The 16,197-nt window shown below is 56.0% G+C and carries 14 protein-coding genes; 5 read left to right on the top strand and 9 right to left on the bottom strand.

What is annotated here, in order from left to right; all coding sequences use genetic code 11:
• Nucleotides 1–9: 9 nt before the first annotated feature.
• The 6 genes from hutG to hutU form a co-directional block, all read right to left on the bottom strand.
• Nucleotides 10–831: an N-formylglutamate deformylase gene (gene hutG / locus HZS80_RS06095; RefSeq protein ID WP_179915458.1), complete on the bottom strand. Its 822-nt coding sequence runs from the start codon at nucleotides 829–831 to the stop codon at nucleotides 10–12.
• Nucleotides 828–2,036, bottom strand: a complete 1,209-nt coding sequence (gene hutI / locus HZS80_RS06100; RefSeq protein WP_179915459.1) for an imidazolonepropionase — start codon at nucleotides 2,034–2,036, stop codon at nucleotides 828–830. The genes hutG and hutI overlap by 4 nt, the downstream gene beginning before the upstream one ends.
• An 8-nt stretch (nucleotides 2,037–2,044) precedes the next feature.
• Nucleotides 2,045–2,698 (bottom strand): aromatic amino acid lyase, encoded by a 654-nt coding sequence (locus HZS80_RS06105; RefSeq protein ID WP_179915460.1) that lies wholly within the window; start codon nucleotides 2,696–2,698, stop codon nucleotides 2,045–2,047.
• Between the two features lie 12 nt (nucleotides 2,699–2,710).
• Nucleotides 2,711–4,039 carry a YjiH family protein gene (locus tag HZS80_RS06110; protein ID WP_179915461.1) on the bottom strand — a complete coding sequence of 443 codons (1,329 nt, stop codon included), beginning with the start codon at nucleotides 4,037–4,039 and terminating at the stop codon, nucleotides 2,711–2,713.
• A 61-nt stretch (nucleotides 4,040–4,100) separates the two neighbouring features.
• Nucleotides 4,101–4,754, bottom strand: coding sequence for a flavin reductase family protein (locus HZS80_RS06115; RefSeq protein WP_179915462.1), 654 nt, complete (start codon nucleotides 4,752–4,754; stop codon nucleotides 4,101–4,103).
• A gap of 33 nt (nucleotides 4,755–4,787) precedes the next feature.
• A complete protein-coding gene (hutU, locus tag HZS80_RS06120) occupies nucleotides 4,788–6,455 on the bottom strand; it encodes a urocanate hydratase (protein ID WP_179915463.1) in 1,668 nt (555 codons plus the stop codon).
• Between the two features lie 260 nt (nucleotides 6,456–6,715).
• Between hutU and HZS80_RS06125 the strand changes: the two genes are divergently transcribed.
• Nucleotides 6,716–8,077 carry a formimidoylglutamate deiminase gene (locus tag HZS80_RS06125; RefSeq protein ID WP_179915464.1) on the top strand — a complete coding sequence of 454 codons (1,362 nt, stop codon included), beginning with the start codon at nucleotides 6,716–6,718 and terminating at the stop codon, nucleotides 8,075–8,077.
• Between the two features lie 18 nt (nucleotides 8,078–8,095).
• Here HZS80_RS06125 and hutC read toward each other — a convergent pair whose 3' ends face one another.
• Genes hutC through HZS80_RS06140 form a run of 3 tightly spaced genes read right to left on the bottom strand, consistent with a single transcriptional unit; the run spans nucleotide 8,096 to nucleotide 10,427 of the window.
• A complete protein-coding gene (gene hutC / locus HZS80_RS06130) occupies nucleotides 8,096–8,809 on the bottom strand; it encodes a histidine utilization repressor (protein WP_179915465.1) in 714 nt (237 codons plus the stop codon).
• Between the two features lie 35 nt (nucleotides 8,810–8,844).
• Entirely contained in the window at nucleotides 8,845–9,432 is a 588-nt protein-coding gene (locus tag HZS80_RS06135) for a HutD/Ves family protein (RefSeq protein WP_179915466.1), read from the bottom strand.
• 23 nt (nucleotides 9,433–9,455) lie between these two features.
• Nucleotides 9,456–10,427: an isopenicillin N synthase family dioxygenase gene (locus HZS80_RS06140; protein WP_179915467.1), complete on the bottom strand. Its 972-nt coding sequence runs from the start codon at nucleotides 10,425–10,427 to the stop codon at nucleotides 9,456–9,458.
• A 455-nt stretch (nucleotides 10,428–10,882) separates the two neighbouring features.
• Here HZS80_RS06140 and hutH point away from each other — a divergent pair, with 455 nt between their 5' ends.
• From hutH to HZS80_RS06160, 4 genes are all read left to right on the top strand, one after another.
• Complete coding sequence (gene hutH / locus HZS80_RS06145) at nucleotides 10,883–12,415, top strand: histidine ammonia-lyase (protein ID WP_179915468.1); 1,533 nt, start codon at nucleotides 10,883–10,885, stop codon at nucleotides 12,413–12,415.
• A gap of 1 nt (nucleotide 12,416) precedes the next feature.
• Nucleotides 12,417–13,685: an alpha-hydroxy acid oxidase gene (locus tag HZS80_RS06150; protein ID WP_179915469.1), complete on the top strand. Its 1,269-nt coding sequence runs from the start codon at nucleotides 12,417–12,419 to the stop codon at nucleotides 13,683–13,685.
• Nucleotides 13,682–15,070 (top strand): FAD-binding oxidoreductase, encoded by a 1,389-nt coding sequence (locus HZS80_RS06155; RefSeq protein WP_218927601.1) that lies wholly within the window; start codon nucleotides 13,682–13,684, stop codon nucleotides 15,068–15,070. Before HZS80_RS06150 ends, HZS80_RS06155 begins: the two co-directional genes overlap by 4 nt.
• A 219-nt stretch (nucleotides 15,071–15,289) precedes the next feature.
• Nucleotides 15,290–16,123 carry a transporter substrate-binding domain-containing protein gene (locus HZS80_RS06160; protein WP_035578074.1) on the top strand — a complete coding sequence of 278 codons (834 nt, stop codon included), beginning with the start codon at nucleotides 15,290–15,292 and terminating at the stop codon, nucleotides 16,121–16,123.
• Nucleotides 16,124–16,197 lie beyond the last annotated feature (74 nt).

Raw genomic sequence — 16,197 nt, forward strand, 5'->3', positions numbered from 1 at the left:
AAAATCGATTTATTTACCCTTATTGTAGCTAACTTCTCCCCACCGCTGCATGGCCTCAAGTAGCCCACTTAGCAGTGGGCGCACCTCAGTGGCACGGTCTTCGCGATAGGCAAAGATCGGTTGTTCGTCGCTTGGTTCGTTCATATAGGTGCGCTGGGAGAGTTCGAGCTGTACGGCGTGAATATGATTAGCAGGATCCCCATACCCCCGGGTGATATGCCCCCCTTTGAAACGGCCATTGATCACGTGAGTGAAACGCGATTGAGCAGCACACACCGCCTGTAAGGTCTGACTAAGGTCAGGATCGCAGCTTTGCTCGTCAAAGGTACCCAGGTTGATATCAGGCAGTTGGTCGTCGAAAAGCCGCGGTATCTTTGAACGGATAGAGTGGGCATCAAAGAGCAGCGCATAGCCAAAGCGTTCTTTTATCCGCGCCAACTCTCCTGCCAGGGCGTTGTGGTAGGGGCGCCAAATATACGCTTTGGCCCAGTCGCGCTGTGCCTTAGTGGGTTCCTGGCCCGCTTCAAATAGCGGCTCACCGTCGAAGTCGGTACTCGGGAACAGCCCGGTCGTCGCGCCAGCATAGAGGGGCGTATCATTCTCCGGCCGATTAAGATCAATCACGTAGCGCGAATAGCGCGCCTCAAGTCGGCTCGCCCCAAGCTCGGCGGCGAAGTTGTAAAGCTTGGGAATATGCCAGTCGGTGTCGGCAAGGCTGAGCGCAGCTTTATTGAGCCCCGCCTCTACCTCCGGCGTTAGCGCGGTGCCTGCGTGAGGCATTGAAATCAATAGCGGCGTATCGCCCTGGGTGAGTTGGTAACTTTCGATCATGCCTCTAGCTCCTTACCTGCTTTGAATACCTTGACCGGCAATTGCCCGCCCAGCCAGTAGCTAAGCTCCGCTGGCCCGGTAATATCCCATACGACCGCGTCTGCCCATTTACCTACTTCTAGCGAACCGTGAGTGGCATCAATGCCCAGCGCTTTAGCGGCATTGATGGTCACGCCTGCCAGCGTTTCTTCAGGGGTAAGGCGGAACAGCGTGCAGCCAAGATTCATCATCAAGCGTAACGACAGCACCGGCGACGTACCAGGATTAAGGTCGCTGGCCAGCGCCATGGTGACGCCCTGCTCACGAAAGGCTGCAATCGGCGGTAGCTGGGTTTCACGCAGGGTAAGAAAAGCCCCCGGAAGTAACACTGCTGCCGTGCTGCTTTGAGCCATCGCACGCGCATCCGTTTTATCGGCGTATTCGACGTGGTCAGCGGAAAGCGCGCCGAATTCCGCAGCCAGTTGGCAACCACCAAGGTGCGACAGTTGCTCAGCATGTAGCTTGAGCGGCAGGCCCAATTGCTTTGCAGTTTCAAATACGCGCCGCATCTGTTCCACAGAGAAGGCGATACCCTCACAGAAGCCATCGACGGCGTCGACAAGGCCTTCCTTCGCCAGCTTCGGCAGAATTTCCTCGCAGACTAGATCAATATACTCATCGCTACGTTCGCGGTATTCGGGCGGCAGCGCGTGGGCCGCAAGGCACGTCGTGAGCACCTCGACAGGTAGCCGTTCCCCCAGCGCCCGGGCGACTTGCAGCATTTTGCGCTCGCTCTCGAGATCAAGCCCATACCCCGACTTGACCTCTAGCGTGGTGACGCCTTCGCGCAGCAGTACTTTGGCGCGCTTCTCGGCGCTGGCCAATAATTCGTCAAAGCTGGCCTCGCGAGTTGCCCGCACGCTGCTGACAATCCCACCGCCCTGTTTAGCTATCTCGCTATAGCTCACGCCCTCCAGGCGCTGCTCAAACTCATTACTGCGGTCACCGCCAAACACCAGGTGCGTGTGGCAGTCGATCAACCCCGGCGTTAGCCAGCGCCCACCCAAGTCACGCACTTCATCGAAGTCAGCATCGCGGTCAAGTTGCGCCTCAGTGCCAATCCAGGCGATGCGTCCCGCGTCTATAATCAGCGCCGCATCGCGCACAATTCCGTAGCGGCCACCCGCCAGGGTCACCGCATGGCAGTGGTGCCATAGCTGTTTCATGCTTCCTCCTAATCGCTAGGCTGCCGATTCGGCAGTAAGTTCGGGGCAATAGACAGGAGCTTATCGATCACTTGAGTCTCCTTTAGGCGCTGGTAAGCCGCCTCAATATCCAGGTGCAGCGCATGCTCTTCCTGGTATGTAGGCAACACTTCTCGCAGTGATTTCCAAGCCAGCGACGTGCCCTTGGCAAACTCATCGCTGCCAATTAAATCAAGGGCCTGAGAGGCCAGTAGATATTCGATCGCAAGAACGTAGAAAGCATTGTCGAGGGTCTTGTCCAGTTTCAGGGCAGCACTTTCGCCAAAGCTTAGATGGTCTTCCTGGAGGCCTGAGGTGATAAAATTGTCGGTCACTGCGGGCTGCGCCAGACGTTTGTTATCCGCCACCAGGGAAGCCGCCGAGTAGTGGGCGATCATCATGCCGGACTTGACGCCGCTTTCAGTGGTCAAGAAAGGTGGCAGCTGATTCGCCTGGGGGGTCACTAAACGGTAGGCGCGCCGCTCGGAGATCGAACTCCACTCACAGGCCGCGATGGCCAACAGATCGCAGGCCATCGCCACCGAGGCGCCGTGAGGATTAGCCTGGGTCACAGTCTGGTTGTCATCTTCAACTGGAACCACTAACGGGTTATCAGTAGCAGAGCGGAGTTTCTTCTCTTCCATCTGAAATAAACACTACATTATGAATGAAGCAATACCCATAGACAGCGGAATGGCTATCACCATCGTCAGGGCTGTTCTGACCACCCAGACGACCGTCAGTCCATAGAATGAAATCGGGATATTGGTCGCCATGATGCAAGGAATTGAGGCAGATACGAAGAGAATAGAAGAGATGGCCGTAATCCCCGCCACCAGCTTCGAGACAACATCAGCCTCTGCCATGATCAATGCTGGAAGGAACATCTCTGAATAGCTGGTCGATACCGCTGAGGAGAGTTCCAGCCCATTTTCCATGCCAAAGAGCAGGGTGATGGGGTAAAAAATATAACCGATATAGTCAAAAGCTGGCGTGTACTTCTCGATCAGCAGACTGATGGTGCCGACCGACAGGATAGTGGGAAGAATGGTCATCGTCATTACAATACCATCCTTGAGGTTATCCTTGACCAGATTAAGAAAGCTCTTCGGGCTGTTGGCAACCCCAATGGCCTCAGCCACTGCCGTTGCCACGCGGCTGCCCTTATCCGGTGTCGCCTCCCGATTCTCAGCGTGATCATCCATGTTGGAGATGGGAGGGATGCGTGCACTGATAGCTGTCACTACAACGGTAGTGAACAGTGTTGCCAGGAAGAACACTACCCAGATATCCATCAGTCCAAGTGTCCTGGCCACGATCACCATGAAGGCGACAGACACCGTGGAGAACCCAGTAGCAATGATGGCAGCTTCTTTCGCTGAGTACTCCCCTCTAAGATAGGCCTTGTTAGTAATCAGGAGCCCAACGGCAAAGCTGGTAATGAATGACGCCACCGCATCGACAGCAGAACGACCGGGGACCTTGAACGCCAGGCGCATGAAGGGCTGGGTCAATGTACCGACCAGCTCCACCAGGCCATAGTTGACCAAAAGCGGCATGAAGATAGCACCAATAGGCACCAGGATACCGACTGGAATGACCAGAGCCTTCCAGAGAAACTCAAGCATGAAGGGTTCATAGAGTGCCGCTGGGCCGGCCTTGATGATCACCATTCCTGCAAGTATCAAGCCGATGAACTTGAAGAGGGTGAACACGATAATGCCGAAGCCCTGTCGCCAAAACTTTTGCATGATGGGTAACACCGAGCCACCTATGATAAGCAGCAAGGCATACCACTGGCTGTTTTCACCCAGAAGGTTCTCGCACCAGATAACCAGATGATCGAGAAGGATAGTATTCTTATCAGCTATTGTTATTGGTACGAAGAAAACCATGATCCCAAGGAAGCTCGGGATCGCCACTCTCAGAACCTCTGCAAGCGTATGTTTTCTTTTAGCATTGTTTTCAACGGCGCTATCTTTCATTTCTCACATCCTCTGAGTCTAAGATGATGACGGGGAGCAGACCTCCCCCGTCAGTAAGTTATCAAGGGCGACCTTCAAGACCGTCTGCTTCATTGGCAGAGGCCTTCGGAATCTTCATCTCGAAGCGATTATCTACCACCGTATAATCGTGATAGCCCATTCGTGCGATGGGGCGCGCTTTCATGATATCGATCTTGCCCTCTTCGGTGATGAACTCATCCCTGACGTGAATCTTCACAACCTCGGCAAAGACAATATCGATGGTGCCCACGTTCGAGTTGCCTTTTAGGCGATGCGTCGAAATGTACTTGCACTCGAAATGACAGGGGCTATCCGCCACCATCGGCACATCTGAAAGGTCTGCCTTGACCGTTTTCAGTCCGGCAAGACTGATTTCACTTTCACCATACGGCACTGCCATGGCGGACGTGTTCATGGCGTCCTTGAGGTCCCAGGTCACCATATTCCAGACGAACCAGCCGGTCTTCTCGGCGTTGATGACAGTATCTTTTCGCCTGCCATCGGGGTACTGGTTGGCAGCAAACATTACCATCGGCGGGTCAAACGTCAGGTTCTGCCATTGACTGTATGGTGCCAGGTTCTCTACCCCATCAGGACTGATGGAAGAGAGCCAGCCGATCGGGCGTGGAACAGTACAGCTCTTGAAGGGTGAGTAAGGCAGCGGGCACTTCTCGCTGTTCGGCATATATTTCATGTCATGTCCTCTTGTTTGTTGGAGTCAGGCCGTTCACTTGACCATCGGCAGATCAAGGTCGTTTTCACGGGCACAGTTCTTGGCGATCTCATAGCTGGCATCAGCGTGGCGCATAACGCCAGTAGCCGGATCATTCCGCAGCACGCGGCCAAGTCGTGCGTGGGCATCATCGGTACCGTCGGCGACGATCACCACGCCCGAATGCTGGGAGTAACCCATGCCCACCCCGCCGCCGTGGTGAAGGGAGACCCAGGTGGCGCCTCCGGCGGTGTTGAGCAGCGCATTGAGCAGCGGCCAGTCGGAGACGGCATCCGAGCCATCCTGCATTGATTCAGTCTCGCGATTGGGGCTGGCCACCGAGCCGGAGTCCAGGTGGTCGCGACCAATCACAATAGGTGCTTTGAGCTCGCCACTGGCGACCATGGCGTTAAACGCCTGCCCCAAGCGAGCACGATCCTTTAAGCCAACCCAGCAGATGCGCGCCGGTAAGCCCTGGAAGCTGATACGCTCCTTGGCCATATCCAGCCAGTTATGCAGATGCGGATCATCTGGGATGAGTTCTTTGACTTTCTGATCGGTTTTATAGATATCTTCTGGATCACCGGAGAGCGCGACCCAGCGGAATGGGCCAATTCCCTGGCAGAACAGTGGGCGAATGTAGGCAGGCACAAAGCCGGGGAAGTCGAAAGCATTAGAAACGCCCTCCTCCTGAGCCATCTGGCGAATGTTATTGCCATAATCGAAGGTAGGTATACCCATTGCCTGGAAGTCGAGCATGGCCTGCACATGCACCGCCATGGAGCGCTTAGCCGCCTTGACCACCACCTCGGGTTCGGTTTTCCCGCGTGCCAAATACTCATCCCATGACCAGCCTGCGGGCAGATAACCGTGCAGCGGGTCGTGAGCGCTAGTCTGGTCAGTCACCATATCCGGTTTGACGCCACGCTTAATCAGTTCCGGCAGTATTTCAGCGGCATTGCCATGCAACGCAATCGAAACGGCTTTACCTTCTGAGGTGTAGCGCTCCAGGCGCACCAGAGCATCGTCGAGGTCGCTCGCCTGCTCATCCACATAGCGGGTACGCAGACGCATATCAATGCGGCTCTGCTGACACTCAATATTCAGACTGCAGGCACCCGCCAGCGTTGCCGCCAATGGCTGCGCCCCGCCCATACCGCCAAGACCGGCCGTCAGAATCCAGCGCCCGGCCAGTTTGCCGTCGTAGTGCTGGCGACCAGCCTCAACAAAGGTTTCGTAAGTACCCTGAACAATGCCCTGAGAGCCGATGTAGATCCATGAGCCAGCCGTCATCTGGCCGTACATCATCAGGCCTTTCTTATCCAGTTCATTGAAATGCTCCCAGTTAGCCCAGGCTGGCACTAGGTTGGAATTGGCAATCAGCACCCTCGGGGCGTCTTTATGGGTTTCAAATATCCCCACCGGCTTACCAGACTGAATCAGCAGTGACTGGTTATCTTCTAAACGTTTGAGCGTTTCAACGATGGTATCGAAACACTCCCAATTGCGGGCGGCGCGGCCAATCCCGCCATAGACCACCAGCTCTTTGGGATTCTCGGCGACATCTGGATCTAGGTTGTTCATCAGCATGCGCAGCGGTGCTTCAGTCAGCCAGCTCTTGCAGGAGAGCTCGACTCCATGAGGTGCCCGAATTTCGGTATCGCGAAAGCGTGAAAGAGACATGGTAACTCCTGTTTGTTGTCAAAGTTTGTATATACATTATGGCAACAAACGCTTCTGCGCAATCACCTAAATCGCCCTTTTTAGCAAAAAAAAACTCAGTCCTAAATATTCACCAACATAGTGCAAACGCCAACAATAGGGCGAAATTACGCACCAAAATGGACTTTACGAGGAAATTCCAACTCTCTTCTTTACCTAAGAAGCGGACTTCGCTATATGTATATACATTAGCCGTTATTCGTTAACAAAAAGGAGCCCCGATGACCCATTGCTATTTTGCTGATCATGCCCTACTGCCGACTGGATGGGCCTCTCAGGTGCTGTTCGAAGTCGATGCCACCGGCATGCTGATATCGGTACTGCCCAACAGCTCGCCCGGCAACGCCCAGCGCTTAGCCGGGCCAGCGCTACCCGGTATGCCTAACCTACATTCACACGCTTTTCAGCGCGCCATGGCGGGCCTGGCAGAAATCGGTAGCCCCCAGCCAGACAGCTTCTGGAGCTGGCGAGACCGCATGTACGGCTTGGTGGACCGCCTGACACCGAATCAAGTGGGCACTATTGCCCAATCGCTGTATGTCGAAATGCTTAAGGGCGGCTATACCCAGGTCAGCGAGTTTCATTATTTGCACCACGATCTATCGGGCAAGGCCCATAGCGATCCGGCTGAAATGGCCTGGGCGATTAGCCAAGCGGCCGAGCGCAGTGGCATTGCGCTTACCTTGCTACCGGTGCTTTACGCCCACAGCGGCTTTGGCGGCCAGCCACCCAATCATGGGCAAAGACGTTTTATCCACGCCGTACCAGATTTTTTGAAATTGCTTGAGACGTTGAAGCCAAGCTTTACCGACCACTCCACACAGGCACTAGGCATGGCGTTTCATTCCCTGCGCGCGGTGACATTGGAAGAGATCCAGGCGGTGCTGGCGACGAACCCTGTCGGGCCACGCCACATTCATGTCGCCGAGCAGCAACGCGAAGTGGAAGACAGCCTCGCCTATTCAGGCAAACGCCCTGTGCGCTGGCTACTGGATAACGTTGAGGTGGATGAGCGCTGGTGTTTGATCCATGCCACACACCTGGACGACTCAGAAGTACGTGACCTTGCTGCTAGCGGCGCGGTGGCGGGGCTCTGCCCGACCACGGAGGCCAATCTGGGTGACGGACTCTTCCGCGCAGTGGAGTATGCCGCCCAGGGCGGGCGTTTAGGCATTGGCTCTGATAGCCATGTCTCACTCGATGTGGTTGAAGAGCTACGCCTGCTTGAGTACGGCCAGCGCCTTGCCACCCAACAGCGCAACTGCCTGCACAATAGCGACATACGCCCGGTGGCTGACTGGCTTTACCGCAGCGCCTTGGCTGGCGGTGCCCAAGCCTCCGGCCAGCCCATCGGCGCCCTGGAAGTCGGCAAGCGCGCCGACATGGTGGTACTGGATGGCAGTGACCCCTACCTTGCCACTAGCGCAGACGACACCCGTCTGGGGCGCTGGCTATTTGGCGGTTCCAAACAGCAGATACGCGATGTCATGGTCGCAGGCCGCTGGGTCATTCAGGCGCGACGCCATGCCCTCGACGACGTTAACCGCACCGCACTGGCAGGCCTGTTTCGAGAGATTGACTAAGCTGTTGAGCGAGAGCGACTAATGGGGGGAGTGCGCCATTGAGCGCAGCTTGTAGCGGTCGCCTGGGTGAAGCAAATGGGCATAGCTAATCAGGCGATCACCCGACCAGGTACGGCGGTGCACGCTGAGACACGGCAGAGGCGAGTCAACTTCTAGCCACTCTGCGGTTTGAGCATCGACCAGCACGGCCTCGACGATATGCTCCATATCCGTAATGGGGCAAGCAGCGACCAGTACTTCATTCGGAGTATGCTTGGAGAAGTCTGCATCCAGATAACCGGGCACCCAGCGCGGATTAACGTAACGGTCTTCAAGCTGAATGGGCAGGCCATTTTCGAGGTGAATCAGAATGGAGTGGAATAGCTTAGTGCCAATACGCACGCCCATACGCAGGGCGATCTCGTCGTCGGCATTAAGCGGCTCACAGCGCAACACACGGTTTGTGTAGTCATGGCCACGGCTGCGTACTTCATCAGCGATATTATTGACTTCCGCCAACGGCGATTCAGAGCGGCGATCAGTCACAAAGGTGCCGATCCCCGATTGACGCACCAGATAACCCTCCTGCACCAGATCACGAATAGCTTTATTAGCTGTCATCCTGCTGACCCCAAAGGTGACCGCCAGCTGCTCTTCAGGCGGGATTTTATGGTCGACGGGAAAGTGACCCGTTTGGATGTTATCCAGCAGGTAGTGCTTGATCTGTTGATATCGGGGCGGTTGGCGTCCCACGTGCTCTCCTCAAATCCCTTTTATCGCCCGGCTTATCAACCCATCGCCCTCAGGTCGATGCTAAGCAGGTGCGTTCCAGGCATCGTCTCAAATTTGATCGTCTCGCAGGCAGCGTTAACCGGCGCCAAGAGAGGCTCTTGCCCAGGCCAATACCACAGGTCGCAATCATTGAGCGACTGCGCTGGTCGGCTGGACATCCACGCAGTCCCACCCACAGCCACTACCAGTGTCTCAGCACCTGGGTGTCGCTGTAGCGGCTCTCCCTGGGTTAGCCAAGCCACACGGGCCTGCCATTGAAGTGGATTGTACATCAAATTCAGCGCCCGACTCGCCCCTTCAGGTAGCAAGCACTCCACCGCCGTATCACCATCAAAAACAACGCTTTGTCGAGGCACTAACTTAGTGCGTTGATCGGGCAGTATCAGCGTGACCGGATGCGTGCCAACCACGGTGAAATGACGTTTCAGCCCAGCCATAACCGAGAATGGCCCCGGCCTTTCCAGCTCCGCCATCGACACCCGCCACCCCGGTGAGTCAACGCTGGCTTGGCGGGCCACTTCACGGGTAACGCCGCCACCATTGCGCCAAGCAACGGGCACCAGCTCGGCAAAGCGATATGTCATCCATGAGCCCATAAAGATGCCCGTCAAGGCGCCGCAGATTTGCGATAGCTCATAGAAGCATCAATACGACCCAGGATATAGTCGCCCGCGGCGACTGGCGGGTAAATCGCCTCGTCAGCAGCAACACCCAAATCGACAGGATCAACCAGCGCAGCATAGGTAGGATCATAAAAGGTGGCGATGGAATAACGTTCGCGGCCACTGGTGTTGATAACCCGATGCAGGGTAGAGCGAAAGCGGTCATTAGACCACCGCGCCAGCAGATCACCGACATTGACGACCAGCGACCCCTCAATGAAAGGCGCGTCAATCCAACGCTCGCTGCCCAGCTCACGCACCTGCAAACCACCGACGGCATCTTGGTAAAGCAACGTCACGCAACCATAATCGGTATGCGGGGCAACGCCAAATTGATCGGCTGGCCGATCATCAGACTGGACGGGATAATAGACCGCCTGAGTGCGCTGTAACGGCTTGGTGTACTTGTCAGCGAAGAACTCAGGATCAATATCCAGGCTCATGGCAATGGCACGCAGCAGATCCGCTCCGCAGCGGCCTACCTCAACAAAGTAGCGATCCATGGCTGGCTGAAACTCCGGCATAAAGTCTGGCCACTGGTTCGGCCCACGCAGTGCCTCGCCTGCCAGTACACTTGGGTCATCCTCGGCCAAGTCCAGCCCAAAACCATAGAACTCCTTCTCATCAGGTCGGGTTGCCTGATACATAGTGGCACCACCGCGCCGATGAAAACCACGGTGGTGCTTATTAACCGCCACCTGCGCCTTGCGCTCCAGTGGCTCAGCAAAGAAGCGCTGGGCGGCCTGCATAGCATCGTCTATTACTGCCTGTGATAAACCATGGTTGATGATGTAAAAGAACCCCACCTGGGTACAGGCGTTGTGTATCGCCTCCCCCGCCCGCGCGAGGCTATCAGGGTCGCCCTCACGCACGCCCTGCATATCAACCAGCGGTATGGTCATTGCTGAAGTTGTCATTACTTGAGTCTCCACTGTCAACGAAAAGCCAGCCCAATCCTTACCCGTGTTAGTCCACTTAGGCTATCGGTAGCGGCTATAAACAAGAACAGCCACAAGCAATAAGTATATACATATAAAAATGCTTTTATCTATCCATGTTATTAAAACAAATCCTATAAAATTTCGCCTAAAACGCACCAAAATCACACAAAAATCACCATTTATGCACTAAAAATTATCATTTTAAAATAATATCTAACAGCGCCAGGAAACTTAACCAATAGAACTTGCATAAATACCACCTACCTGTATATACATAATAGCAACGCTCGATTTCATAGCCACAGATTCACAACTATAGGTTCACAACAACAGCTGGGAAGATCTAAAAACCATTTTCAACACCCGCTGAGTGAGAAAAAGACTGTTTAGATGCTCCCAAATGATGCCCGTAAAGCACTTCAGAGGTCACCATGACATCAGTACAACGACTCTCCCCCGGCCAACTTACGCTTGCCACACTGCGCGCGCTTTTTGAGGACAGCCCCACTATCGAGCTCGATGAGGAGAGCAGGGCTAGAGTCGCTCGGGCCGAAGCAACGGTTAGCGACATTTTGGATAGTGGCCGCACCGTTTACGGTATTAACACCGGCTTTGGCGTGCTCGCCCAGACCTCAATACCACGCGCGTCACTCACAGAGCTCCAGCGAAACTTAGTGCTGTCACACAGCACAGGGGTTGGTGACAACTTAGACGAAGCCACCGTTGGTTTGATACTGGCGCTTAAGGCCGCCTCGCTGGCCCGTGGCCACTCCGGCGTACGCTGGCTGATCATTGACGCATTGCTGGCGCTTTACAACGCCCAGGTCTACCCCTGTATTCCCGCTAAAGGCTCAGTAGGCGCCTCAGGGGATCTTGCGCCGCTAGCGCATTTAGCCGCCACCCTGCTCGGCGAAGGCCGCATGCGCCATAAGGGACGCGAGATACCAGCCGTTGAAGGACTTGCCCTAGCGGGTCTGGCACCGCTGACACTAGCGCCCAAGGAGGGGCTGGCACTCATCAACGGAACACAAGTTTCCACTGCACTTGCGTTGCGCGGCCTGTTCGCCACCGAAAAACTATTCACCGCTGCCGTGCTCGCCGGTAGCCTGACAGTGGATGCTTTAAAAGGCTCAGACACCCCGTTTGACGAGCGCATCCAGGCCGTTCGCGGCCACCCCGGTCAGTGTGATGTCGCTGGTTTCTACCGCGAGCTGCTAGCGGGCAGCCGGGTGCGCGAATCCCACCGCGACTGCCCGCGGGTTCAGGATCCCTACTCGCTGCGCTGCCAGCCCCAGGTGATGGGCGCCTGCCTCGACCACTTACGCTTTGCAGCGGGCGTATTTCTACGTGAAGCTAACGCCGTTTCTGATAATCCGCTGATCTTTGACAACGGTGACGTCCTTTCCGGCGGCAACTTCCATGCTGAGCCGGTTGCCATGGCCTCCGATGTGCTGGCGCTGGTGATCTCAGAAATCGGCGCGCTGTCGGAAAGACGCATCGCCCAACTCGTCGACCCCGCCCTCTCAGGGCTACCGGCGTTCTTGGTCAACGACAGTGGCCTTAACTCTGGCTTCATGATTGCCCAAGTTAGTGCGGCGGCACTGGCGTCCGAGAACAAAACCCTGGCCCACCCCGCCTCAGTAGACAGCCTGCCGACCTCCGCCAATCAAGAAGACCACGTATCAATGGCGACGTTTGCCGCAAGGCGACTGGCCGACATGGCGTTTAACTCCAGCGCGGTAGTCGCCATTGAGCTACTGGCGGCGGCCCAAGGGGTGGAATTCCACCGCCCCATGACCACGTCACCTTCCCTCGAAGAAGCGCTGGCACTGATTCGGCGCGACGTTAAACATTACGACCGGGATCGCTACTTTGCCCCCGATCTCGTTGCCGCCCAGCGCTTTGTTGACGAGGCTATCTTCGAACCACTGCTGCCCCGCCCACGCCTCTACGCCGAAGGTTGATATGAAACGACGCTACGCCCCAAGCCACCGCTGGCGACACGCCCAAAGTATCGATGAACTGGCCTCGATGGCCAGTAGCCGACTGCCCGCCTTTGCCTGGGAATATCTCAATGCAGGTGCCGAGGACGAGCACACCCTCAACGACAATCGCAGAGCATTTCAACGCTGGCAGTGGCGACCACGCACGCTGCTTGACCTAAGCGAGATCGACAGCCGCACCACCCTTTTGGGCCAGGAGTGCGCAATACCCCTGGCAATCGCCCCCACCGGCTACAACGGCATGCTGTGGCGTGACGCTGATATCGCCCTAGCCCGAGCGGCGCAACGTCACGACGTGCCCTTCACGCTGAGTACCGTATCCTGCAATAGCCTTGAGGCGGTTGCCGCCGCTGTCCCAACCGGTCGGCTGTGGTTTCAGCTCTATCCACTACGCGATAAATCAGCGACCCAGGATCTGATCGAACGCGCTCAAGCAGCTAATGCAGAGGCTCTTGTAGTCACTACCGATGCAGTGGTGCTCGGTCGACGCGAGTGGGACAGCCGCAGCTACCTGAACCCTCGACGCCTGACCATGGGCCATACGCTAGATGCTTTGTGCCACCCACGCTGGGCCGCCCAGGCACTCTGGCCCAACGGCCTACCGACACTGGGCAACCTGCTCAAATACTTGCCCGCAGGGGAGCACAGTGCGGCCAGCGCAGCTACCTACATCAGTCAACAAATGGCGACCGACTTAACGTGGGAAGCGCTAGCCGAGATTCGCCAGCAGTGGTCGGGCAAGCTGATCATCAAGGGTATTCTCAATGCTGAGGATGCCCGCCATTGCCAGCGGCTAGGGGCCGACGCCATCGTGGTTACCAACCATGGTGGACGCCAACTGGATGGCTCGCCTGCCAGCCTCGACTGCTTGCCACCCATCGTCGATGCGGTGGGAAAAGAACTTGAGATTCTGCTCGATAGCGGCATTCGCCGAGGTAGCGATATTGCCAAAGCGCTAGCTCTAGGCGCCAATGGCGTACTCAGTGGAAGGGCCACGCTATATGGTCTCGCGGTTGGCGGCGAGGCAGGCGCTAATCATGCCCTGACGCTACTCCAGCAACAGTTACACAATACGCTTGCTCTGCTGGGTCGCCCATGCGTGTCCCAACTCGACCGCGACTGTCTGGGTCTTCCCCTCCATCTTTCACACGACAACTCACATTACCTCACGGCTAATTCGGTGGATTCGCCCACACAAACCGTGCAGCCGACTATGGGAGATCTATCGTGAGCATTGAACCCAGTAAAGACGATGCCTTCCTAGATCTGTTGCTAAGCGCCTTTGGCGACAGCGTGCTGCTGGGCGAGTCAATCCCGGCGTCTTGTCATAGCGATTGGACCGGCCACGCCGCCTGTCGTCCACTGGCGCTGGTACGTCCAACCAGCACACAGGAAGTCTCCAAGCTGCTGCAACTTTGCAACCAGCACCGCCGCGCCGTCGTCCCCCAGGGTGGCATGACGGGTTTAGCCGGTGGCGCCGTACCCACGGCTGAGAGTGTCGCGCTGTCATTAATCAAGCTCAGCGGCGTGGAGAACGTTGACCAAGATGCCGCCACACTGACGGTGCGAGCGGGCACTACACTTCAGGCCGTCCAAGACGCGGCTATAGAAGCAGGCTTTTGCTATCCAATTGATTTTGGCGCCCGAGGCTCTTGCCAGATCGGCGGCACCCTCTCCACCAATGCGGGCGGCCATGGCGTGATTCGTCACGGCATGACACGTGACCGTGTGCTCGGCCTCGAAGTAGTGCTAGCCGACGGGCGGATTCTCGATTTGATGAACAGCATGATCAAAAATAATACCGGCTACGACCTTAAGCACTGTTTTATCGGTGCCGAGGGAACACTAGGCGTCATCACCCGCGCTGTACTGCGTCTTGCCCCGCCCCAGAGGGAGTCCCGCACGCTTTTGTGCGCGCTACGCGACTACCCGGCGGCGGTCAGTCTGCTGCATCGACTGCGTGGCACCGGACTAGCCCTAGAGGCATTCGAGGTGATGTGGCAGGACTTCTATGCGATGAGTTGCGAGTGGCAGAGCAACCAGTCGCCTCTCCCACCAAGCTACCCTCTTTACGTGCTGTGTGAGGTCGAAGGCGATGCAAGCCACCTGGAGATGGTCCTGGCAGCCGCTCTGGAAACTGGCGAAGTGCAAGATGCCGTCATGGCAAGCACGATCAAACAGGCCCAAGAACTATGGGCAATTCGGGAGGCGACTGGCGAATTTCCCGTCAAGCTGGCACCGATCAACTTCGACATCAGTTTACCCATTGCAAAAATTGGCGACTTTGTTGAAGCGGCAGGCAAGCTGCTCACGCACCGCTGGCCAGGAATCCGCATCGTCAATTTCGGCCATATTGGCGACAGCAACCTGCATCTCACTGTAGATAGTAACTCGCTAACTGAGAACACCTCGGCGACTCACCACGCTATCGAAACCGATATCTACGGGCTGGTCGGTGAATACCGCGGCTCCATTTCTGCCGAGCATGGCATTGGTCTGCTTAAGCGTGAATTCCTGCATCACAGTGTCCGCCCCGAAGCGTTGAACGTTATGCATGCCCTCAAGCAAACATTTGATCCAAACAACATTCTCAATCCCGGCAAGGTGCTCAGTTAAGCCACCTTTATTCACCAACAACCGCACTCAAACAGGGCGAAGTTAATTCGCCCTTTAGTGCCAAAATTTGCAAAGCCATTATGTATATACAGGTAAGTACTTTCTGGCATGCAGTTTGCTTTTATAAAGCTGACGTACTGGTACGCACTGTCAGTTTCGCCCCCAACAGATCCAGGCGCCCTGACAGTTTCTTAATCATCCCGATGGAGTCATGACTCGATGAAAAAATCCAATCTACTCAAGCATTCACTCTCTTACCTGGCGATAAGCCTTGGTACTTCTTTTGCAGCCAGCACCGCCTCTGCGGATCTGCTTGAAGAGGTACAAGAACGGGGCGTTCTCAATGTAGGTACTGAATTTCATTTCGCCCCATTCGCTTATCTAGACAATGGCCAGCAGAGCGGACTCAACCTTGAACTTATGGAGCGTGTGGCTGAAGAGCTAGAGGTAAGTATTAATTGGATCGATCTGCCCTGGCCCAGCGTACTGCCAGGCCTTGAGGCTGGAAACTATGACTTCGTAGCTGGCCCGGCGATGATTACTCAAGAGCGCAAGCTACGTTACAACTTCACCCTGCCTATCGCTGATGCCACCGTCGCCATCTTAAAGCGTGCTGACGACGACTCTATACAAACCCCCGAAGATATCTCCGGCAAAGCGGCCGGTGGTGGTCGCGGCACTGCGCAGCTTGAGCAGCTAAAAGCGTTTGCCGCTGAATTGCCCGAGCCCCCAACGATTACCGAGTACGTTGATTATAGCCAAACCTACGCTGATCTTGCCGCGGGTCGGATTGATGCAGTAGCCAACTCACTCCCCAATATTGCCTACACCGCTACCCAACGACCAATGTTTGAGGTGGTCCATCCCCCCTTTGGGCAACCCGCCTACTTCGGCTATATGGCGCGCAACGATGAGGAGTCCGCCTCACTGGTGGAAGCCATCAACGAGGTGCTGCTATCTATGCACGAGGATGGCAGCCTAGCTGAGCTGCAAACCAAATGGTTCGGCGAGCCGATGGATGTTCCCAGCGAAGATTTTGAACCGGAGATCTAATCAGCTTGTGACGTGTTCGGGCGGTCATTGAGCTAGATACCGCCCGGTATGCTCTCCCTCACCTCCAGGGATAT

Source organism: Vreelandella glaciei (assembly GCF_013415125.1).
In the GTDB taxonomy this organism is placed as follows: domain Bacteria; phylum Pseudomonadota; class Gammaproteobacteria; order Pseudomonadales; family Halomonadaceae; genus Vreelandella; species Vreelandella glaciei.